Below are 20,885 nucleotides of genomic sequence, written 5' to 3'. Positions count from 1 at the left end.
GATCGGGTGTGCCGGTGGTGCTGGTGGGGGTGCCTGTGGTGCGTGGGGTTCGTGTGGCTGTTCAGCCCGGGCGGCGTACGACGAGTGCCGCGTTGAAGCCGCCGTGGCCGCGCGCGAGGACGAGCGCGTTGCGCAGTCCGGCCTCGCGTGCCTCGGTCACCAGGTCGATGGTGTAGCCCGCGGCGGCGGCGCCGACGTTGGCGGTGGGCGGGATGACACCGTCGCGCAGGGCGAGCAGTGCGGTTGCCGCGTCGAGGGCGGCGCCCCCGGCGAGCAGCCGCCCCGTCATGGTCTTGGGTGCGGTGACGGGGACACCGTTCGGACCGAAGATCTCGGTGAGGGCCTGGGCCTCGGCCCGGTCGAGCTCGGGTACGCCGGCGGCGTCGGCGAAGACGACGTCGATGTCGGCGGCGGTGATCCCCGCGTCGGCGAGGGCGTTCTCGGCGGCCCTGCGCAAACCGGGCGGTCTGCCCGTTCCGGGGGCCGGGTCGAGGGTCGCCGCGTATCCCGCGATCTCCCCGTAGACCGTGGCGGCACCGCGGGCACGGGCCGACTCGGCGTCCTCGACGAGGAGGATCGCTCCGCCCTCGCCGGGTACGTATCCGCCGGCATCCTCGGAGAAGGGCAGATAGGCGCGGGCCGGGTCGTTGACTGTGCTCATCAGGCCGGAGGCGATCTGCGGTACCCAGCCCCAGGGGCAGATGGCCGCGTCGATGCCGCCGGAGATGACGGCCGGGAAGCCCTTGCGGATGTGGCGGCGGGCGTGGCCGAGGGCGTCGATACCGCCGGCCTGTTCCGTGAGCAGCACGCCGCTGGGTCCGCGCAGCTTGTGCCGGATGGAGATCTGGCCGGTGTTGACGGCGTAGAACCAGGCGAACGACTGGTAGGCGCTGACGTACTCCTTGCCCTTGCTCCAGAGGTTCTGCAGTTCCCGCTGGCCGAACTCGACGGCTCCGCCGGACGCGGCCGTGACCACGCCGATGCCGTACTCCGGCAGTTCGGTGGTGTCGATGCCCGCGTCGGCCAGTGCCCAGTCGGCCGCGGTCAGCGCGAGGCGCGTCATGTGGTCGGTCTGCGGCATCAGCCTGCTGGGGATGTGGTCCTCGGCGACGTAGTCGCTGACCTCCCCTGCGATCCGGGAGGGGTACTGGGTGGCGTCGAAGCGGGTGACGGGTCCGAGACCGGACTCGCCGGCCAGCGTCGCCTTCCAGTAGTCCTCGGTTCCCAGGCCGTTGGGGGCGGTGATGCCCAGGCCGGTCACCACTGCGGTGGTCATGAAGTGCTCCTCTCCGGGCGGGCCAGCACCATGGCGCTCTGGAATCCGCCGAAGCCGCTGCCCACGCTGAGGACCACGTCGGTCTTCTTCTCGCGGGCGGTCAGCGGTATGTAGTCGAGGTCGAGCTCGGGGTCGGGCTCGTGGAGGTTCGCGGTGGGCGGCAGGATGCTGTGCTCCATCGCGAGGGCGCAGGCGGCGATCTCCAGGGAGCCGATGGCGCCGAGCGAGTGCCCGATCATCGACTTGATGGAGCTGATCGGGGTGCGGTACGCGTGCTCCCCGAGGCTGCGCTTGAACGCACCGGTCTCGTGGCGGTCGTTCATCTTGGTGCCCGAGCCGTGTGCGTTGATGTAGTCGACGGTGTCCGGTGCGAGACGGGCCTCGGCCAGGGCGACGTCGATGGCTTCCGCCATCTCCAGGCCCTCCGGCTTGAGGCCGGTCATGTGGTACGCGTTGCAGCGGGAGGCGAAGCCCGCGATCTCGGCGTAGATGTGGGCGCCGCGCCGCCGCGCGCTCTCCAGCTCCTCCAGGACCAGGATCGCCGCGCCCTCGCCGAGGACGAGTCCGCTGCGGGTCCGGTCGAAGGGCCGGCAGGAGCTCTCCGGGGTGTCGTTGCGAGGGGTGGTGGCGTGGATGGCGTCGAAGCAGGCCGAGGTGATCGGCGAGATCGGGGCCTCGGTGGCCCCGGCGATCATGATGTCGGTGGTGCCTTCGCGGATGAGTTCGACCGCGTGGCCCAGCGAGTCGAGACCGGAGGTGCATCCGGTGGAGACGACCGCTGCCGGGCCCTCCGCACCTGCCGCCAGGCCGACTTCGGCGGCGATGGAGCTGGGTACGAAGTGGCGGTACAGCTCGGGTACGGCGTACTCGTGGTCCACGTTCCACTTGCGGCCGCCGTCGCTGACGACGGCGTACTCGCGTTCCAGGCTGGTGGTGCAGCCGACCGCGCTGCCCACCGCGGTGCCTATGCGGCCCGGGTCGAGGGCGGAGAGGTCGAGGCCGCTGTCGGCCAGGGCCTCCCGGGTGGAGACGACCGCGAACTGGGAGGCCCGGTCGAGTCTGCGGATCTCCTGGTGGGAGAGTCCGGCGGCCAGGGGGTCGAAGTCGCACTCCGCGGCGACCTGCGAACGGAACGGCGAGGGGTCGTAGAAGGAGATCCTGCGGGTGGCGGTACGGCCCGCCGTGAGCAGGTTCCAGTACTCCTTGACACCGACCCCACCGGGGGCCACGACGCCCAGGCCGGTGATGGCGACTCTGCGCATGGTCTACCTGGCCTTCGACGGGGCCGGGTGCGGCTCTGCGCACCTGCCGGTTGGCACTGTGGGGGTCACTGTCGATCCCTTCGTCCGTGTCACTGCTGATCGTCAAGTCGATATCGGCGGCCGGGGCGGTTCGGGTTGGGAACCCCCCGGCCGGCCGGACCGGTCGGCCGCTCGCTCGTAGCGGGCCGCCGTTTCCGGTGCAGCCATGGAACGTCTGTGCCCTAGACCGGGACTCGCGTGTGCGTGGATCTGTCGAATCGCCCCACTATGTGGGGATATTCCCGTGCTTACGGGACGGCACTTCGGCGTGCTTGGAGCGCAGCATGGCCAGCGAACGGATGAGGATCCGACGGGTGTCCCCCGGGTCGATCACGTCGTCCACGAGGCCTCGTTCGGCCGCGTAGTACGGGTGCATCAGCTCGGTCCTGTACTCGTCGATGCGCTGCGCCCGCAGCGCCTCCGGGTCGTCGGACGCGGCGATCTCCCGGCGGAAGATGACGTTGGCGGCGCCCTCCGCCCCCATCACGGCGATCTCGTTCGTCGGCCAGGCGAAGGCCAGGTCGGCGCCGATGGACCGGGAGTCCATGACGATGTACGCGCCGCCGTAGGCCTTGCGCAGGACGAGGGAGATGCGCGGCACGGTCGCGTTGCAGTACGCGTACAGGAGCTTGGCGCCGTGCCGGATGATGCCGTTGTGCTCCTGGTCGACGCCGGGCAGGAAGCCGGGCACGTCGACGAGGGTGACCAGCGGGATGTTGAAGGAGTCGCACGTCGAGACGAAGCGGGCGGCCTTCTCGCTGGCATGGATGTCCAGGACGCCGGCCAGGGCCGCGGGCTGGTTGGCGACGATGCCCACCGGGTGGCCGTCCAGACGTGCGAGCGCGCACACGATGTTGGGCGCCCACGCCTCGTGGACCTCGAAGCTCTCCCCGTCGTCGACGATCTCCTCGATCACCGTACGGATGTCGTAGCTGCGGCCCGGGTCGGCAGGCACGAGGTCCGCGAGGGCGTCGGTGCGCCGGTCGGCGGGGTCCTCGCAGGCCACCACCGGGGGCATCTCGCGGTTGTTGGACGGCAGCAGCGCGATGAGGAACCGCACGTCCTCCAGGCAGGTCGCCTCGTCGTCGTACGCGAAGTGGCTGACGCCCGACACGCTCGCGTGCACATCGGCGCCGCCCAGGCCGTTGTGGGTGATCTTCTCGCCCGTCACCGCCTGTACGACGTCGGGTCCCGTGATGAACATCTGCGCCGAGTCACGGACCATGAAGACGTAGTCGGTGAGCGCCGGCGAGTAGGCGGCTCCCCCGGCGCACGGACCGAGCATCACACTGATCTGCGGGATGACCCCGGAGGCCGCGACGTTGCGGCGGAAGATCCCTCCGTAGCCCGCGAGCGCCGTCACACCCTCCTGGATCCGGGCGCCCGCCCCGTCGTTGAGGCTCACCAGCGGTGCGCCGGCCGCCTCCGCGAGGTCCATCACCTTGTGGACCTTCGCGGCGTGCGCCTCGCCCAGGGCACCGGCGAAGACGCGGAAGTCGTGCGCGTAGGCGAACACCGTCCGGCCGTGGACCAGCCCCCAGCCGATCACGACGCCGTCGCCGTGCGGTTTGCGGGCTTCGAGACCGAAGCCGGAGGCCCGGTGCCGGCGCAGCGGCTCGATCTCGGTGAACGTGTCCTCGTCGAAGAGGAGTTCCAGCCGTTCGTGTGCGGTGAGTTTGTTCTTCTCGTGCTGCCGCCGGGTGGCTGCGGGGTCCGGCCCGCGGCTCACTTCCTCCTTGAGCCGGCGCAGTTCAGCGGCGGCGCGTCGCAGGTCGGGTGCGGCCGGTGCGACCGTCAGGTCGTCAAGGATCGTCATCGGCCGAACGTAGGAACGCCTGCTTGAGACCTACTGGAGAGCTCCTGACAGGGACGTACGGGAGTGCTCGCGCCAGGAGGTCAGCCGGAGGCCGGGACGGGGAGGTCGAGCGCGGGGTCCGCGGAGAGAACGGCCTGGTGGAGGCGTTGCAGCCGGGCCGAGGGCTCCAGTCCGAGCTCGTCGACCAGCGTGACGCGCAGCCGCTGGTACGCCTCGAGTGCCCGCCAGGCGCCGCCCGAGCGGTGCAGTGCGGTCATCAGCTGGGCGCAGAAGTTCTCGTGCATCGGGTGCCTGGCGACCAGCACCCGCAGTTCGGGCACGATCTCCGTGTGCCGGCCGATTATGAGGTCGGCGTCGATGCGCCGCTCCAGGGCGGCCATCCGGTCCTCCTCCATGCGGAGCACCTCGAGCTCGAGCACCGTGCCGATGCGTACGTCGACGAGTGCGGAGCCCTGCCACATCTTGAGGGCACGTCCCAGCAGGTCGGAGGCGGCGTAGTGGTCGCCCGCCTCGTGCGCCGCCCGCCCGGAGGCCGTGAGCTGGCTGAACTCGTGGGCGTCCACCTGGCCCGGCTGCACCTGGAGCAGGTAGCCGCCGTGCTGGGTGATCAAAACGTCCTTGGCCTGGCGGGCCGGGTCCCCGTCGAGCGCTGCCGCGATCTTGCGGCGGAGCTGGAGGATGTAGGTCTGCAGGGTGGTGGCCGCGCTGCGCGGGATGTCCTCGCCCCAGATCTCCTCCATCAGCGTCGCCACGGTCACGACGCGGTCGGCCTGCAGGGCGAGCAGGGACAGGATCTGGCGCGGCTTGGCCGCGGTGGGGACGACGGACACCCCGTTCTCACGGGCTGTCAGCGGTCCCAGGACTTTGATCTCCATGATTGCGCCCTCCCTTTCGTGCGCTGCGCGGCCGGCCCGGTGGTGGACCGGCATGAGCTTGCGGAGTCTGGGCCGAGCCTGACACCTGCGACGTTCGAGTCCCAGTGAGGTGGTCACGAGGGCGCACATGAAAATGTCATGCCCCGGTGGTGAGCCTCGCACTGTGCGGTGCGACGCGGCGGGACGCAGAATCCTGGCACTCGGGAAACGAGTGAACGACGGAAACGCATCCGGTCTCGTATTCACGGACCCTGGAGGGGGAACTCCATGAACATCACCATGCACGTCTCCGCGCACGACGCCCCGGCCGCTACGGCCACCCAGCCGCTCACGTCCGACCACCGCCTCGCCCTGCTGACGGCACGGGCCGGCCTCGAGCCCGAGCTGGCGCAGCGTTACACGAGCGACCCGGTCTCCGTACTCGCGGAGTTCGGCCTCCCGGCGACGGAGCCGGTCTACGGGGACATGTTCGGGGAGCTGTTCGGCGACGCGTTCAAGAACGGCACGGCCGGTGCTTCGGGGCGGGACCTGGTGATCGACCACCTGGACCGGCCGGGTACCGCCACGCTCTACGGGTGCTACAGCGGCATGGCGCCCCTGCCCGGGGAAGAGGCCGGGACGGCGCTTGCATGACCATGACCGGGGGGACGGGCACCGAGCTGCCCGTGGGGTTCAAGAGGCATCTGCGGGTGGAGGCGATCGAGGGGGACGCCGTCTACCTGCTGTCGGAACAGGGGACAACAGCCTTGCAGGGGCGTGAGGTTCAGGAGCTCGCGGCCCTGCTGGACGGCACCAGGACCTTGGCCGGGGTGCTGCGGGACGCAGCGCCGACGCTGTCTCCCGCCACTGCGGCCCGCATGATCGCGGAACTCGCGCGGGCCGATCTGATCGGCTACCACGACCCGGCCACCGACGCCTGTACGGAGGCGTACTGGGAGTTCGCCGGCATCGACGGTCCCAGCGCCTCCGCGTCGTTCCGCACGACGGCGGTGGAGCTGGTGACCCTCGGACGGGCCGACCCCGGGGCGGCGAGGGCCGAGTGCCTGGCCGCCGGACTGCGGGTGACCGGACCGGACGAGGGGGAGCCGGCAGCACTCTCCCTCGTCCTGTGCGACGACTACCTGGACCCCCGGCTGGCCGAGGTCGGCGCCCGGCACCGGGAGTCGGGCAGGGCCTGGCTGCTGGCCAAGCCGAGCGGCGCGGAGACCTGGGTGGGCCCGGTGTTCGGGTCGGAGCAGGGTGCCTGCTGGGAGTGTCTGGCACACCGGCTGCGCGGCCACCGGGCCTCCCGGGCACCGGTTCTGCACGCCCTCGGGCTCGCGGGCACGGTCCAGGTCCCGGAGGCGTCGTTCGCCACCGTGCGGGCCCTCGGGCTGCACACGGCGGTGCTGGAGGCCACGAAGTGGGTGGCCGGCATGCGGTACGAGGGCCAGCAGGCGGTCTGCACGCTGGACACCCGCACCCTGCACACCAGCCGGCATCCGGTGGCCCGCCGCCCGCAGTGCTCGACGTGCGGGGATCCGGAGCTCGTCCCCGAGCGGGTACGAAGACCCTTCGTACCGAGGTCCAGCCAGAAGGTGCACACCGTGGGGGGCAACCACCGGGCGCAGAGCGCGGAGACGGTACTGGCGCGCTACCGGCACCTGGCCGATCCGGTCACCGGCATCGTCTCCGGACTCCGCCCGGCGCCCGGCTCGCCCGAGGGACTGAACCGGTACGTCGCCGGGCGCAACATGGCTCTGGGCGACAGCCGTTCACTGGCCGGTCTGCGGGGCGGCCTGCGGGGGCAGAGCGGCGGCAAGGGTACGACGCCGCAGGAGGCCGAGGTGGGCGCCCTGTGCGAGGCGCTGGAACGTTACTGCGGCACCCGTCAGGGCGATGAGCCCACCGTCCGCGACACCCTGACCGGGCTCGGGGACGCGGCCCTGCACCCCAATTCCTGCCAGCTGTTCGCCGGCCGGCAGTTCCGGGACAGGGACCGCTGGAACGCCCGGCACTCCCGCTTCCAGCAGGTCCCGCCACCGTTCGACCCGCAGGCACCGGCCGACTGGACCCCTGTCTGGTCACTCACGTCGGGCACCCAGCGGCTGCTGCCCACCTCCATGCTCTACTTCGGCCCCGGACCGGATGGCGTACCGGCCGCTCCGTGGGCCGACTCCAACGGCAACGCGGCGGGCAGCAGTCCGGAGGACGCCGTCGTCCAGGGATTCCTGGAGGTGGTCGAGCGGGACGCCGTCGCCCTGTGGTGGTACAACCGCACCCGGCAGCCGGCGGTGGACCTCGACGCGTTCGACGAGCCGTGGCTGACCCGGACCCGGCAGGCGTACGGGCGGCTGCACAGGGACATCTGGGTGCTCGACCTCACCGCGGACTTCGGCATACCCGTGATGGCGGCATTGTCCCGGCGCACCGACGGGAGTGCCGAAGGAATTTCCTTCGGTTTCGGGGCTCATTTCGATCCCCGGCTGGCACTGCGCAGAGCGGTGACGGAGATGGCCCAGTTGCTGCCTCCGGAAGAGAACTCTCCCGAACTCCTTTCCGCCGACCGGGATCTCTACGCCTGGTGGCATGGGGCGACGGTGGAAAATCAGCCATACCTCCTGGCGGATCCAGCCGAAAGCCCACGCACCCCCGGCTGCTACTCCTTCACCGCCCGAGGCGATCTGCGCGATGACATCGAGTTGGCCGAAACCCTCGTACGGAGTCATGGGATGGAGATGCTCATTCTCGACCAAACCCGGCCCGACGTGGGACTTCCCGTAGTGAAGGTGATCATTCCGGGGATGCGGCACTTCTGGGCGCGATTCGCCCCGGGCCGCCTCTTCGACACACCATTGAAACTCGGACGACTTGAACACCCGGTCCCTTACGAACAAATCAACCCCGTACCGCTGTTCGTCTGAATCCGGCTGCCGTCCGCATCCGCTAGCTCACGGACAACAGGAAGACATAGCATGCGTCCGCCACTGTTGGTCCTTGGCGAGGAGGCGGCGATGCCGACGAGGAACGTCGTTCCGTTCTCACCCCGGTCGCAGGCGCCGGCCCCACGGCTGGCCCGCGCGATTATCGTGGTGGCTCTTGTTTGTTACGGCACCATGACGGTGCTCAATGTGGTGCGGACCCGGCCCGGAACAACTCAGCTCATCATCTGCGTCGGACTGGTTCTCGCGGTGTTCGGCGTGCAGTTGGCCGTCTCGTCCCCGCAAGCCCGTCGTTGGCCGACCGGCCGGAAAGCGCTTGTTCTGATCCTGCAGGCGGTGCTCACCTTCGCACCACTCGTCTGGTTCGGTACGAACTGGGGCAGCATGGAGGGGCCGCTCGCCGCCTCGCTGCTGCTCACGCTTCCGGCGCGCTGGGCCTGGCCGAGCTACGGGCTGCTGATCGCCTTCATCCCGGTGTACAACCTGATGGCCGGGGCGACGGTCGACCTGATCCTGTACTTCACGATCGCCGGCATCCTCACCGGACTCGTCATCTACGGCCTGACCCGTCTCACCGACCTCGTGCACGAGGTGCACGCCACCCGGGAGGAACTGGCCCGGATGGCCGTGACGCAGGAACGGCTGAGGTTCGCGCGGGATCTGCACGACCTGCTCGGCTACAGCCTCTCCGCCATCACGCTGAAGGGGGAACTGATCCAGCGGCTCATCAGCAGCCGCCCGGACAAGGCACGCGACGAGACCGCCTCGGTGCTGCGGGTGGCGCGCCAGGCCCTGGCCGACGTACGGCTGGTGTCCAGTGGGTACCGCGACATGTCGCTGTCCGAGGAGGCGGAATCGGCGGGAACCGTGCTCGCCGCCGCGGACATCAGGGCGGATGTCACGGTGGAGTGCGGGCGGCTGCATCCGGTCGTCGACACGGTGCTCGCCACCGCCCTGCGCGAAGGGGTCACCAACATCCTGCGGCACAGCGGGGTCCGGGTCTGCACCATCAAGGCGGAGCTGGACGAAGAAACGGTCCGTCTCGGCCTGACCAACGACCACCCGCACGAACAGACGGACGTCTTCTCCGCGCGGGCCGGCGGCGGCAGCGGACTGGACAACCTGAGGTGCCGGTTCGCCGCGATCGGCGGCGGGCTGACCGCGGGGCTTCGGAGCGACGGCCGGTTCCATCTCGAGGTCTGGGCACCGCTCAGGCCCCAGACCAACGAGAACGAACTGCTGGTGCTGGAGCCCGCGGCCCCGGAGAGATCCGCCGTAGCCTGACTTCATCATCTGACCGGGGGTAACGATGCTGTCCGTGAGAATCCTCCTCGCCGAGGATGTTCACATGATCCGTGGCGCGCTGGTGGCGCTGCTCCAGCTGGAGCCGGATCTCCATGTGGTCGCCGCGGTGGACCGGGGTGACACGATCGTGGCTACGGCGCTCGCGTCCAAGCCGGACGTCGCGGTGATCGACATCGATCTCCCCGGCATCGACGGTCTGACGGCGGCAGCCGAGCTGCACGAGCAGCTGCCCAGCTGCCGCACCCTGATCCTCACGAGCCTGGGACGCCCCGGCACCCTGCGGCGCGCCCTGTCCGCCCATGTCTCGGGCTTCCTGCTCAAGGACTCGCCGCCGGACCAGCTCGCGCTCGCCGTACGGTCGGTGGCCACCGGACGCCGGGTCGTGGACCCCCAACTGGCGCTGACCGCCTGGGACTCGCCGGAGAACCCGCTGTCCCCGCGGGAGCTCGAGGTCCTACGGCTCGCCACCCGCGGCGCCGACGCCGCCGAGATCGCCGGCTGTCTGTACCTGTCCAAGGGCACGGTCCGCAACTACCTCACGGCCATCGTCGGCAAGCTCGGCGCGCGCAACCGCATCGACGCCATCCGGATCGCCGAGGAAGCCGGCTGGCTCCCCTGACCGTGCCCGCGCGGGCCGGCGGTCCGCACCGGGCGCGCCCAGCAGCGTGTCGAGCATGCCGTCGTCCAGCGTGGTGCCCACCGACAGGTCCGCCAGCTCACCGAAGCCGGTGTCGCAGACCGCGACGCTCACGACGTAGCCCTCCCCTGCCCGGAACGTACCGAACTGCCACTCCGAGCCCGGGACGGGTGACCCGTCCGGGCGGACCAGTTGGGCGCCGTCGCCGCCCCTGTGACCGTCCAGGGCGAAGCCGAACTCGGTGAAGCGGAAGCGCAGTCCCTGGCCCAGTGCCTTGCTGTACGCCTCCTTGAGCGTCCACAGCCGCACCATGGTGTCGTTGCGCGCCCCGTCCCCGCCGGCGTCCAGCCGCTCCTTCTCGTACGGAGTGCACGCCTGGCGCTCGGAACCGGTGTGCGCGAGCCGCCGGTCGGCGCGCTCCACATCGACGCCGATGCGTCCCCTGCGGGTGATGCCGACGACCATCATCTCCTCGGTGTGGCTGAGGCTGACGTCGATCTGGTCGCAGCCGCGCACGTACGGCCGCCCGCCCGGCTGGTAGGCCAGGTCCACCAGGTCGGGGCCCGTGCGCAGGACCGCGGCCGCGGCATGCCGCAGGAACAGCCGGGAGGCGACGAACCTCTCGCGCATACGGGGCTGGGAGAGGCTCTCGTAGCGACGCCAGTCCCGTCCCAGCTGCCGGCGCAGCTCGGCCTCGGTGTCTCCCCGCGGAACCCAGGCGGGCATCGTCGCGTACATCACGACGCTGCCCGTACGGGACAGTTCCCCGTGGATGTCGCCCCAGGGGCCGCCGGGGCCTTCGGCAAGCAACGGGCGCCCCACCCGTTCCCTCACCTCAGGCTCCGGAGAGGGCTGCGGCCAGCGGCCCGGCGTCGAGGGCGGAGATCACCCCTGCCAGGTCCACGGCGTCACTCGCCGGCCCCTGGCACACCGGCAGGCAGACGGGACCGCGCGGTCCGCCGCCCATCCGGCGCAGGTACGGCGTGAGCACGGCCTGGGGCCCGATCTCGACGACATGCGTCGGTGCCTGCTGCGCCAGCAGGCTGCGCGCGGCGTCGGCGAACCGGACGGGTGCGGTGATCTGCTCGGTCCAGTACGGGGCGTAGAGCGGCTCGGTGGCCAGCCGGCCGTACACCGTCGAGTAGAACGGCACCCGGGCGGCTCCGCCGGGCATCCGTCGGACGATCGCCTCGAACTTGGGGACCACGGGGGCCATCAGCGGGGAGTGGAAGGCGTGCGACACGGCCAGGTGGCGGCAGCGGATGCCGCGCTCGCCGAGCCGGACCTCGATGCGCTCCAGGGCGGCACGGTCGCCGGACAGGACGATCGCCTTCGCCGCGTTGATGGCGCTGATGCCCACGGCGGGTTCGGCGGCGACGAGCTCTGCGGCCTCGTACGGTGTGATGCAGATGGCCATCATGCCGCCGCCCGGCGGCAGGTATTGCATGAAGGCGCCGCGCATCGACACGAGCTTCGCGGCGTCGGCCAGGGTGAGCGCCCCGGCGACCGTGGCGGCCGCGAACTCCCCGATGCCGTGGCCGAGTACGGCCACCGGACGCACTCCGGCCTCCTCCAGGGTCCTGGCCAGGGCGTACTCGACCGCGAACAGGGCGGGCTGGGTCAGCGCCGTGCGGTGGACGGCCGGGTCGTCGGCGAGGATCAGCTTCACGACGGACTGCTTGGTCCACGGCGTGATCGCGGCGTCGGCCTCGTCGAGGAAGGCGCGGTAGCCGGTGGAGTTCAGGTAGAGCCCGGAGGTCATCCCGGGGTGCTGGGAGCCCTGTCCGGTGAAGACGAACGCAGCGCGGACCTGGCTGCCGCCCTGGTTCACGTCCCGCATCGCGAGGAAGTCGGCGAGCTGGCGCACGGTGGGGTAGGCCCAGATGTCGTCGGGCTCGATGAGGGGTCCGAACTCCTCCTCGATGTCGCCGTAGAGGCTGAGCGCGGCCACCGAGTCGAGACCCTCCTCGGCCAGCGGCACGGTGTCCTGGACCGGACGGCCGATGTAGTGCGCGACCCGTTCGCTCAGCCACTCGCGGTGGGCCACCGCGAAGTCGTCCTGGGCGCGGGGCGGTTGGTCCTGCATGAGTCTGCTCCCTGTCGGGCTCTGGGGCGGGGGGCGCCCGGGGCGGTCGGGGGTACGGGGGGTGGCTGCCGGGGGTGTTCAGGCGAGCGGCGAGCTGTAGAGGTCGTAGCTGCGGCGGTTGTGCAGCCGGGCCATGACCTCGTCGAGCGCGAGGCGCTCGCAGTCGGCCGGGCGGTCGGGCAGCGGCAGGCCGAGCCGTCTGACCAGCCGGTACAGCACCGCGGTGGCCCAGGCCGGGGCGGCCAGGAAGGAATCGACACGATCGGCGGGCGCATGCCGCTGTTCGCGCCACACCCCGAGCGCCGCCGCCCCGGCGAGCACCAGGGTGTAGCGGTCCGCGAGACCGAAGCTGTACGGGCTGGAGAGCGCGTCCCGGTCGCCCTGCTGCACCTTCTCGAACGCCTTCTTCAGCTCGACGAGCTCCCCCGTGAGCGCCCTGGCCAGGAAGCGCAGGGTGGGGCCGCCCTCCCCCTCCTCGCCCTGCCCCCCTGCCGCTTCGAGCAGGTCCGTGCAGGCGACGAGGGTCGCGGCGAGCGGGTCACCGTCGCCGAGCAGGACCGGCTGGGACAGGTCCAGCGGCGGCAGCGGCTCGTGCGGGCGGAACAGGCCGGGGGGCGGCTCGGGATCCGCGAACCAGGCGTGCCGTGCGAAGTACGGGAGCTGGGGCAGGATGCTGACCTGCCGGCCGGCGCTGCCGGCGTGGCCCAGCGAGGTGACCGGCAGGTCGCGGCGCTGCTTCTGGAACATTCCGTACGCGCCGTCCTGGGCGAACGTTTCCTCTCCCAGCACCGACGACATCTCGTCCATGCTCTCGGCCACGAGCTTGGGTGCCAGATAGGCGGCGGCCGCCGCGTAGGCGCTCATCTGCCGGGGCAGCAGGTGCAGCGCCCTGGTCGCGACCAGGGCGAGGCAGTCGATGACCAGCAGGTCGAGGAATCCGCCCGTGAGCACGTCGCGCACGTGCTGCACGTCCAGGGACGAACGGCCGTCCTCCCTGGTCCGGTTGGCGAACCGGGCGACGGTGCGCAGCGCGGTGTCGGCGCCCGCCAGCACGATGGACGGGATCAGTCCCCGGATGAGCAGCGAGGAGCGCAGCGACAGTTCGTAGCCGTCGCCGATCTCGCCGAGCACGGCGCTCCCCGGTACGGGGCAGTCGGTGATCCGCAGTCCGCCGAACTCCGCGCTGCGCATGCCCGTGGTGGTGCGGCGGGCCAGGTCCTCGACCCGGTCGGCGGGCAGTTCGTCACGGTCGAGCAGCAGCACCGTGTGGCTGCGCCCGCGGGCGGCGCCCTCCGTGCGGGCGAAGATGACGAGGCCGGTGGCGCGTGAGGCGTTGGCGATGGCGGACTTGCTGCCGTCGAGGACCAGACCGCCGGGAACGGTGCGTGCGGTGAACTCGTCACGTACGAAGTCGTTGCCGTGCGCGACCTCGTGCCGGGCCACGGCGACGCGCCGGCCGCCGAGGAGCAGCCGGGCGGCGTGGCTGCGCTGTCCGGGGTCGCCCGCGGTCCACACCGGGGTGGTGGCGAAGAAGCAGTTGAGCCCGTAGCCGAAGCCGAGGGAGGCGTCCCGGCGGAAGACGGGGCGGAGGATCCGTCCGAGCACGTCCATCCGCTCCAGCCGGCCGCCCACGTCGGCGGGCACGAACTCGGCGTTGAGGTCGAACGCGTCCAGCACCTGTTCGGCCTCGGGCAGCACCTCCCCCGCCGCGTCGGCGGCGAGCAGGGCGGCGGTGCCGAGCGGGTTCGCGGGATCGTCGAGGGGACCGAACGCCCGCTCCAGGGTGTCGATCCGCTCCTCTGCCGTGGTCATCGCTGCCTCCCCGCTGCCAGCAGCAGCTCGACCTCGGGCTCGATCCGCTGGTGCAGCGGCGTGAGCTCACCGCGCAGGAACAGCCGGCGCATGGCAGCCCGCTCCACCTTGCCGCTCGTCGTCCGGCGTACCGTGCCGGGCCGTACGAGCAGCACCCCGGCGGTACGGACCTCGTACTCCTCGCTGAGTCGCTGCTGGACGGCGGCGGCGAGGGCCGCGAGGTCTATGTCGTACCGGCTCCGGGCCCGCAGCTCCTGGACGATGACGATGCGTTCGCGGGCGCCGGGCACCGCGAAGGCGGTGGCGGCCCCGAAGAGGCCGCTGACCTGCTGAACCGTGCGTTCCAGGTCCTGCGGATAGAGATTGCGCCCGGCGACGACGATCATGTCCTTGAGCCGGCCGGTGACGTGCAGCAGGCCGTCGTGCAGGGCCCCGAGGTCACCGGTGCGGAGATAGCCGCCGCCACCGCCGTCGATGCGGCAGTCGAAGGCCGCCGCGGTCTCCGCGGGCCGGGCCCAGTAGCCGGGTCCCACGCTCTCGCCGCGGACCCAGATCTCCCCGATCCGGCCGTCCGGCAGCTCGCGGCAGGTCTCCGGGTCGACGATGCGCAGCTCGGCGGACGCGGCGGGACCGCAGTGCGCGAGGGTGCGGCCGGGTCCGGTGGGAGCGGTGAGCCGGCCGGCCTCCAGGGCGCCGGCGTCGACGGTGCGGGCGGCGGCGGCCGGGGCGGTGCGGGTGCCGGAGACGAGGAGGGTCGCCTCGGCCAGGCCGTAGCAGGGCGCCAGGGCACCGGGGCGCAGTCCGGCCGGGGCGAAGCGCTCGGCGAACTGGGTCAGGGTGGCGGGGTCGATGGGCTCGCCACCGTTGACGGCGACCTCCCAGCGGGACAGGTCCAGGCCCGCGAGCTGCGAGTCGTTGATCCTGCGCACGCACAGCTCGTACGCGAAGTCCGGGGCTCCGCTGACCGTCAGCCCGTACCGCGAGACGGCCTCCAGCCAGTTCGCGGGCCGCTTGACGAACGCGGCCGGCGACATGAGCACGGCGGTGCCGCCGAGCCACAGGGCGTGCAGGAGCTGGCCGACGAGTCCCATGTCGTGGTGGAGCGGCAGCCAGCCGCCCATCCGGATGCCGGGGCGGGTGCCGAGCGCTTCCTGGATGGCCCGCTGGTTGGCGAGCAGACTGCGGTGGGTGACGACCACGCCGCGTGGGTCGCGGGTGGAGCCGGAGGTGTACTGGAGGTAGGCGACCGTGTCCGGTCCGGGCACGAAGGGCTGCCAGGGCTCGGGGGCGTGGGTGGCGGCGGGGCCGTCGGCCAGGAGGCAGACGACGTCGCCGTGTCCGGTGCGGGCGAGGAGCTGGGAGACCTCCGCGGCCTCGTCGGTGGAGGTGAGCACGCACACGGCGGCGGCCTCCTTGACGATCCCGGCGATGCGGTCGTCGTGGTGGCCGCGTCCGCCGGGCGGGGCGACGGGTACGGCGACGGCTCCCGCGTACAGGCAGGCCAGGAAGCCGGTGACGAACAGGGCGCGTGAGCGGTGCGCGATCAGCACCCGCTCCCCCGGCTCCACATGACGGCGCAGTGCGGTCGCCAGGGTGCGGGCCGAGCGGTCGAGTTCCGCGTACGCGATCGTCTGCGGCCACAGGCTGCCGTCGCGCTCGGTGAGGAGGATCAGCGCCTCCCGGTCCGGCGTCTCGGCGGCCTGGGCTTGGATGTGTTCCGTAAAGGTCCGGTGACCTCTCACGCCTCCCCCTCCCAATGTCGTGGCGCCGTCCCCGGGGACGGGCCACGGCTGGCTCTGCTGTGGGCAAGGTAGGGGTGGACCCTTGAGGGGTCCTCGACCTCGCCCGTGGATGTACGGCGAATTCCGCGTCACGGCGCGGTCCAGGTGACCGGGGGCCGGTAGCCGCCGCGCTTGACGGTCCATCCGGCGTAGGCCGCCCTGGTCTCCTCGTCCGGTTCGCCGGAGCGGCGGACCAGGGCGAGCAGTACGGCGGTCACGGCCGCCAGCTCGGCCTCGTCGGGCCGGCCACGGAGCACGGTGATGCGCATCGGATTCGCCATGACGACAGCCTGCTCCCACCTGCTCGAAGCGGGCTCGCGCCCGGGACGCGCCGGAGCCGAGGACCTGGTGGCCCTCGGCTCCGGCGCGGGTGGAGGCGGTACGGGGTGTCAGCCCAGGACGCGTTCGTACGCGAGGTGACGGGTGCGTTCCACGACGACGTCCGCGCTCTCCCGCATCTGCCGGGTCAGGGCGGTGTATCCGGCGTCGGCCAGGGCGCGTTCGCAGTCGTCGGTGTCGCGCCACCACTGGATGCCCGTGTACACGTCGGGGCGGAGGGTGGAGCGCAGCAGATCGCTGCCGCCGAAGCCGCCGAGCCGGCCGAAGTGCTCGTCCGCCTCGGCGAAGCGCCGCTCGAAGAGCGCCGGGTCGCGATGGATCCGGGCCCGGGTCAGGACGACGTTCTCCGCCCCGACCACGGCGTCCTCCTTCAGTACCCGCGCCACGCTGACGGCCTGGTCCACCTCGGTGTCGACCATCGGGCCGAGCTGTTTGACGTGGGCCTGGAAGGTGTCGTCGTGGACGGTGTTCAGGAAGCCCCGCATGGTCCGCCAGTGTCCGAGGTTGACGAACACCGCGGGGTTCTCGACGAGCTGCACGGTCACCAGGAAGTCGAAGTCCTGGCGTCTGCGCAGGTACTGGGAGTGATCCCTGAACTCTCGCTCGAACCGCTCGGTGTCGCCCTTCACCTCGAACCGGTTGACCACGGTGACGGGTGTGTCCTGACTACGACTGTGCACGCGCTTCCTCCGCGAACTGCTTGGCATGACGCAAAGTGGTGGAGCTGTTCGTACCGAGTGCCTTGCGCACCAGTGCGCGTGCCTCGGCAAGGGTGGCCTGCGGGCCGAGCGCGGTGCGTACGCCCGCGGGGTCCAGGGTCACGGTGTGCCACGAGGTGGCCCTGACCGTACCGTCCCCCAGGGACTCGATCACCCAGCGGCCCGTGTGCCCGGCCATCGCGACCGGTACCCGGAGCTGCTTGTAGACGATGACGTCGCGGTCCGCGAAGCAGACCCGGACCGAAGTCGTGTTGTGGGTGGAGCCGTCCGGGCTGCGGGTGTCCATGTCCATGTGCTGGATGCCCGGCTCGTCCTCGGTGAGGTCGAGGCGTGCCACGTGCGGGAGCCGCTCGGGCCACAGGTCGGCGCGGTCCAGGAAGGCGAACACGTCGCCGGCCGCCCCGAACACGGTCTCGGAGTCACTGAAGGTGAAGTGGAGTTCCTCGCGTGCGTCGCCCTGCTCGGCGGTGTTCTTCAGGGCGAGGAGCTCGGCGCGGCTGTTCCCGTCGACGGCGCTCTCGATGAGCTCCTCGGCGGCCGGGTCGCCGTCGACGGCCCGGTAGTCGTGCAGCAGCGTGACCCGCGTGGTGCCGTCCTCGAGCTCCTGGACACGCCACTCGCCGCCCATCGAGGCGACGGGGGCGGCCGTGACGACCTGGCGGAAGGTGATGGTGCGGGCCGCCGGGTCCAGGACCCGGCGCGAGGTCCACGTGCGGACCTTGTCACCGGCGACGGCCCAGATGCGCAGGAGCTGCTCGCCGCCGTCGGCGGGGGCCTCCTCCAGCACCTCGACGTGGACGGTGGGGCCGAACACCTGGGGCCACTCGGCGACATCGGCCACCAGCGCGTAGACGGCTTCAGGTGCTGCCGCCACGGTGATGGAGTGCTCCGTGACATGGAGTGCTTCGGTTTCGGACGTAGCGGTCGGCGCCACGGCAGACCTTCCCTTCGACAGTCCGCAGCAAGGCGGATCACAAGGCTGACATGAAGTGCTCAAGCGAAACTGGAGAACCGGTGGACCCGCCTACGCGGCGGCCCAGTCGGGGCGTTCGAGGATGTCCAAAACGGCGCAGCCCCAGCTGTATCCGGCGCCGACGCTGACCAGGACGCACCGGTCGCCGGGCGCCGCCCGGCCGGAGACCATCAGGTGGTCCAGGCCGGCGAACTGGTCGCCGGCGCCGAGGTGTCCGACCGTGCGGCTGAAGTCCCAGGTGGTGCGCGCGGGATCGATGCCGAACGGCTTGTAGTAGATGGAGGTCAGGCGCCGCTTCCCGAAGTGCGGCAGCACCACCCAGTCGGCTTCGGAGAGTTCGCTGCCGGCGTCGGCGAGCGCCTGTTTGATGACCGTCTGCTGGCCGTTGTGCGCCCGGGTGATGGCGTACGAGATCCCGGCGCGGCCGACGAAGGACCGTTTCGCGGCCTCGAAGTCCACGGGCATGCGGTGGCCGAACGGCGCGGTGGTGAAGGGGTCGTCGCCGCGGTGCAGCGGTTCCAGCTCGGGGTCCGCGTACATCGCGAGCGAGACCAGCCGGGCGAAGCCGCCGCGCCGGGAGAGCACGAGCGAGGTGGCGCCGTCGGCGTACGGGGTGCCGGGGTCGGTGTTCCAGCGGTCGATGCCGGGGGCGCAGAAGCGGTCGGCGGTGGTGAGCAGCGCGTCGCTGTGCCCGTGGCCCGCGGTGAGGTAGGCGGAGGCCAGGTCGAGAGCGGCGAGCCCGCCGTTGGACATCTGGCGGATCTCGATGGCCTGGCACGTGTTGCCGAGGGCTTCGCGCTGGATGTAGGAGGCGACGGGCCACAGGTCCTGGCCCTGGTGGTAGGTGTCCGCGTGCAGCAGCAGATCGACATCGCCGCCGTGGGTGCCGGCCCGCTCCAGGGCGGTCCGGGCGGCGGCCGCTGCCATCTCGGCCGCCGACTCGTGGGGCGAGTACGCCACCGATTCCATGCCGGTGGCCGCTGCCACCCGGGGCGGGCACGCCCCGGAGGCGACGGCGTCGGCCACCGGGATGCGGGAGGGAAGCCGTGTGGAGGTCCCCCGTATGTAGACGTCTTCCAGACGCACTGTCACTCCAAGGAAGGTCGGGGCAGAGGCTGTCGGGGGACCTCGGACCGGAAAGCGGACGCGGTCTGGTGCGTGCGATTCCAAGGCGGAGGAGGGAGGCGACGCGGAGCGTCGCCGACCGACGACAACGCCGGAAGCGTGCGTGCCAGGGCGTGGCCGCCCGGTCCGAGGTCACCCGGCAGCCTCTTAGCCCGTTGCGGCGGCGGCCAGGGGCGCGGTGTCGTGGACCAGGCCGGGCGGTCCGTCGAGCAGGACGTAGTGGACGGCGTCCAGCAGCGCCTGCCAGCTGGCCGCGGTCGTGTTGCCGTCCACGCCGACGGTGCCCCAGCGGCGCTCCCCGTCCCGGTAGGAGATGAGCACCCGGGCCGCGGCGCCGCTGCCGGTCTCCCCGCTGAGGACCCGCACCCGGTAGTCCACCAGTTCGAGTCGGGCGAGGGCCGGGAAGCAGGGGTCCAGGGCCGTGTGCAGGGCGGTGTCCAGGGCGTTGACGGGGCCGTTGCCGTGCCCGGTCGCGGTGACGCTGCGGCCCTGCACCAGGAGCCGTACGGTGGCCTCGGTGCGGACCTCGCCGCTCAGCACCCCGAACACCCCGACGGACCAGGACTCGACCTCGAAGGGGCGGGGCCCGGGGCCGCCGGCGAGTTCCTCGCGCAGCAGCAGTTCGAACGAGGCGTCGGCGGACTCGAAGCTGTAGCCGCTGTTCTCCAGGTCCTTCACCCGGGTCGCGGCGCGGGCCACTGCGTCGGAGCCCGCTTCCACGTCGTACCCGAGTTCGCGCGCCTTGAGTTCGATCGACGAGCGTCCGCCCATGTCGGAGACGAGGGTGCGCATGGTGTTGCCGACCAGCTCCGGGGTGGTGTGCTGGTAGAGGTCGGGGTCGACCCGCAGCGCGGAGGCGTGCAGTCCGGCCTTGTGGGTGAAGGCCGAGCCGCCGATGTACGGTGCGGCGACGTTGCCGGCCACCTGGGTCAGCTCGGTGACGGCCCGGCCGGTCGCGGCCAGTTCCCGCAGATTCTCCAGCGGGACGACCTCGCGGCCCCGCTTGAGTACGAGGTTCGCGATGACGGTGAACAGGTCGGCGTTGCCGCACCGTTCGCCGTAGCCGTGTGCGGTGCCCTGCGCCTGGACGGCTCCCGCGTCCACCGCCGCCATGGTGTTGGCGACGGCGCAGCCGGTGTCGTTGTGGCAGTGGATGCCGAGCTGCACGCCGGTCAGGGCGAGTGTCTCGGCGACGACGGACCGCACCTCGTCGGGCAGTGAGCCGCCGTTGGTGTCGCAGAGGACGACGGTCTCGGCGCCGGCCTCGGCCGCGGCGCGGACCACGGCGAGCGCGTACTCGCGGTTGAGCTGGTAGCCGTCGAAGTAGTGCTCGGCGTCGACGAACACCCGCCGGCCGGCGTGCACCAGGTGGCGTACCGTCCCGCTGATCATGGCGAGGTTCTCGGCGAGCGTGGTGCGCAGCGCGTTGCGCACATGGCCTGTGTGGCTCTTGGCCACCAGGGTCACCACCGGGGTCTCGGCCTCCAGCAGGGCGCGTACCTGCGGGTCCAGGGAGGCGGGTACGCCGGGCCGGCGGGTGGCGCCGAAGGCGGCGAGCACGGCGTTCTTCAGGTCGAGTTCGGTGCGGGCGCGACGGAAGAACTCGGTGTCCTTCGGTACGGCCCCCGGCCAGCCCCCCTCGATGAAGCCCACCCCGAGGTCGTCGAGCCGGCGTGCGACGGCGAGCTTGTCCTCGACCGTCAGCACCATGCCTTCCTGCTGAGTGCCGTCGCGCAGGGTCGTGTCGTAGAGCTGGAAGCTCTGCTCGGCCATCGCCCCTCCCTTGTCCTGTGTGCGCCGGCGATGGCCGGCCGCTGTCCGGATACTTCCCCCACGGTCCGGCGGCGGGCCGGAGAAAGGCTCGAGCGGTGATGGACCGTGCGCACACGACGGTGCGGCGGGAGCGGACGGCAGGGGCC

At 71.6% G+C, this 20,885-nt stretch carries 16 protein-coding genes and 1 pseudogene; 4 read left to right on the top strand and 13 right to left on the bottom strand.

The genetic code is table 11. The features are described from left to right. Positions 1 to 61 precede the first annotated feature (61 nt). From ACFW9O_RS29210 to ACFW9O_RS29195, 4 genes are all read right to left on the bottom strand, one after another. Positions 62 to 1,276: a ketosynthase chain-length factor gene (locus tag ACFW9O_RS29210; RefSeq protein WP_384613444.1), complete on the bottom strand. Its 1,215-nt coding sequence runs from the start codon at positions 1,274 to 1,276 to the stop codon at positions 62 to 64. Next, positions 1,273 to 2,538, bottom strand: coding sequence for a beta-ketoacyl-[acyl-carrier-protein] synthase family protein (locus tag ACFW9O_RS29205; RefSeq protein WP_329207372.1), 1,266 nt, complete (start codon positions 2,536 to 2,538; stop codon positions 1,273 to 1,275). Before ACFW9O_RS29205 ends, ACFW9O_RS29210 begins: the two co-directional genes overlap by 4 nt. Before the next feature lie 265 nt (positions 2,539 to 2,803). Then, positions 2,804 to 4,393, bottom strand: a complete 1,590-nt coding sequence (locus tag ACFW9O_RS29200; protein ID WP_351178519.1) for an acyl-CoA carboxylase subunit beta — start codon at positions 4,391 to 4,393, stop codon at positions 2,804 to 2,806. An 80-nt stretch (positions 4,394 to 4,473) separates the two neighbouring features. Next, positions 4,474 to 5,268: an AfsR/SARP family transcriptional regulator gene (locus tag ACFW9O_RS29195; RefSeq protein WP_351178522.1), complete on the bottom strand. Its 795-nt coding sequence runs from the start codon at positions 5,266 to 5,268 to the stop codon at positions 4,474 to 4,476. A gap of 267 nt (positions 5,269 to 5,535) precedes the next feature. On the opposite strand from ACFW9O_RS29195, the gene ACFW9O_RS29190 reads away from it, so the two are divergent. The 4 genes from ACFW9O_RS29190 (at position 5,536) to ACFW9O_RS29175 (ending at position 10,113) form a co-directional block, all read left to right on the top strand. Next, a complete protein-coding gene (locus ACFW9O_RS29190) occupies positions 5,536 to 5,901 on the top strand; it encodes a hypothetical protein (RefSeq protein ID WP_384613441.1) in 366 nt (121 codons plus the stop codon). Continuing rightward, entirely contained in the window at positions 5,898 to 8,171 is a 2,274-nt protein-coding gene (locus ACFW9O_RS29185; RefSeq protein WP_384613440.1) for a TOMM precursor leader peptide-binding protein, read from the top strand. Before ACFW9O_RS29190 ends, ACFW9O_RS29185 begins: the two co-directional genes overlap by 4 nt. 192 nt (positions 8,172 to 8,363) lie before the next feature. Beyond that, on the top strand, positions 8,364 to 9,473 hold the full coding sequence (locus ACFW9O_RS29180) for a sensor histidine kinase (RefSeq protein WP_384613438.1): 1,110 nt from the start codon (positions 8,364 to 8,366) through the stop codon (positions 9,471 to 9,473). A gap of 25 nt (positions 9,474 to 9,498) precedes the next feature. Further along, positions 9,499 to 10,113 (top strand): response regulator transcription factor, encoded by a 615-nt coding sequence (locus tag ACFW9O_RS29175; protein WP_329207379.1) that lies wholly within the window; start codon positions 9,499 to 9,501, stop codon positions 10,111 to 10,113. Between the two features lie 135 nt (positions 10,114 to 10,248). On the opposite strand, the pseudogene ACFW9O_RS29170 reads toward ACFW9O_RS29175, so the two are convergent. The 9 genes and pseudogenes from ACFW9O_RS29170 to cimA form a co-directional block, all read right to left on the bottom strand. Next, a pseudogene (locus ACFW9O_RS29170) lies at positions 10,249 to 10,596 on the bottom strand (4'-phosphopantetheinyl transferase family protein); the annotation flags it as partial. A 370-nt stretch (positions 10,597 to 10,966) separates the two neighbouring features. Further along, a complete protein-coding gene (locus tag ACFW9O_RS29165) occupies positions 10,967 to 12,217 on the bottom strand; it encodes an acyltransferase domain-containing protein (protein ID WP_351178535.1) in 1,251 nt (416 codons plus the stop codon). A 78-nt stretch (positions 12,218 to 12,295) separates the two neighbouring features. Continuing rightward, positions 12,296 to 14,029 (bottom strand): acyl-CoA dehydrogenase, encoded by a 1,734-nt coding sequence (locus ACFW9O_RS29160; protein ID WP_351178538.1) that lies wholly within the window; start codon positions 14,027 to 14,029, stop codon positions 12,296 to 12,298. Next, positions 14,026 to 15,771 carry a fatty acyl-AMP ligase gene (locus ACFW9O_RS29155; RefSeq protein ID WP_384613436.1) on the bottom strand — a complete coding sequence of 582 codons (1,746 nt, stop codon included), beginning with the start codon at positions 15,769 to 15,771 and terminating at the stop codon, positions 14,026 to 14,028. Before ACFW9O_RS29155 ends, ACFW9O_RS29160 begins: the two co-directional genes overlap by 4 nt. A 128-nt stretch (positions 15,772 to 15,899) precedes the next feature. Continuing rightward, positions 15,900 to 16,091, bottom strand: coding sequence for an acyl-CoA carboxylase subunit epsilon (locus tag ACFW9O_RS29150; RefSeq protein ID WP_356429599.1), 192 nt, complete (start codon positions 16,089 to 16,091; stop codon positions 15,900 to 15,902). A 108-nt stretch (positions 16,092 to 16,199) separates the two neighbouring features. Next, on the bottom strand, positions 16,200 to 16,829 hold the full coding sequence (locus ACFW9O_RS29145; RefSeq protein ID WP_384613435.1) for a hypothetical protein: 630 nt from the start codon (positions 16,827 to 16,829) through the stop codon (positions 16,200 to 16,202). Further along, positions 16,816 to 17,802, bottom strand: a complete 987-nt coding sequence (locus tag ACFW9O_RS29140) for an aromatase/cyclase (RefSeq protein WP_351182003.1) — start codon at positions 17,800 to 17,802, stop codon at positions 16,816 to 16,818. The genes ACFW9O_RS29145 and ACFW9O_RS29140 overlap by 14 nt, the downstream gene beginning before the upstream one ends. A 90-nt stretch (positions 17,803 to 17,892) precedes the next feature. Further along, positions 17,893 to 18,927: a ketoacyl-ACP synthase III family protein gene (locus ACFW9O_RS29135; RefSeq protein ID WP_384613595.1), complete on the bottom strand. Its 1,035-nt coding sequence runs from the start codon at positions 18,925 to 18,927 to the stop codon at positions 17,893 to 17,895. Positions 18,928 to 19,113: 186 nt separating this feature from the next. Beyond that, on the bottom strand, positions 19,114 to 20,739 hold the full coding sequence (gene cimA, locus ACFW9O_RS29130; protein ID WP_384613434.1) for a citramalate synthase: 1,626 nt from the start codon (positions 20,737 to 20,739) through the stop codon (positions 19,114 to 19,116). Positions 20,740 to 20,885: the final 146 nt, after the last annotated feature.

This window comes from Streptomyces sp. NPDC059499, assembly GCF_042749285.1.
GTDB lineage: Bacteria > Actinomycetota > Actinomycetes > Streptomycetales > Streptomycetaceae > Streptomyces.
The sequence above is the reverse complement of the archived record's forward strand: the minus strand, read 5'-3'. Positions and strand labels throughout refer to the sequence as shown.

Bases quoted from the DNA above. Each gene is read 5' to 3' on its own strand.
- ACFW9O_RS29210 (WP_384613444.1), bottom strand. From the start codon at position 1,276: ATGACCACCGCAGTGGTGACCGGCCTGGGCATCACCGCCCCCAACGGC.
- ACFW9O_RS29205 (WP_329207372.1), bottom strand. From the start codon at position 2,538: ATGCGCAGAGTCGCCATCACCGGCCTGGGCGTCGTGGCCCCCGGTGGG.
- ACFW9O_RS29200 (WP_351178519.1), bottom strand. From the start codon at position 4,393: ATGACGATCCTTGACGACCTGACGGTCGCACCGGCCGCACCCGACCTG.
- ACFW9O_RS29195 (WP_351178522.1), bottom strand. From the start codon at position 5,268: ATGGAGATCAAAGTCCTGGGACCGCTGACAGCCCGTGAGAACGGGGTG.
- ACFW9O_RS29190 (WP_384613441.1), top strand. From the start codon at position 5,536: ATGAACATCACCATGCACGTCTCCGCGCACGACGCCCCGGCCGCTACG.
- ACFW9O_RS29185 (WP_384613440.1), top strand. From the start codon at position 5,898: ATGACCATGACCGGGGGGACGGGCACCGAGCTGCCCGTGGGGTTCAAG.
- ACFW9O_RS29180 (WP_384613438.1), top strand. From the start codon at position 8,364: ATGACGGTGCTCAATGTGGTGCGGACCCGGCCCGGAACAACTCAGCTC.
- ACFW9O_RS29175 (WP_329207379.1), top strand. From the start codon at position 9,499: ATGCTGTCCGTGAGAATCCTCCTCGCCGAGGATGTTCACATGATCCGT.
- ACFW9O_RS29165 (WP_351178535.1), bottom strand. From the start codon at position 12,217: ATGCAGGACCAACCGCCCCGCGCCCAGGACGACTTCGCGGTGGCCCAC.
- ACFW9O_RS29160 (WP_351178538.1), bottom strand. From the start codon at position 14,029: ATGACCACGGCAGAGGAGCGGATCGACACCCTGGAGCGGGCGTTCGGT.
- ACFW9O_RS29150 (WP_356429599.1), bottom strand. From the start codon at position 16,091: ATGGCGAATCCGATGCGCATCACCGTGCTCCGTGGCCGGCCCGACGAG.
- cimA (WP_384613434.1), bottom strand. From the start codon at position 20,739: ATGGCCGAGCAGAGCTTCCAGCTCTACGACACGACCCTGCGCGACGGC.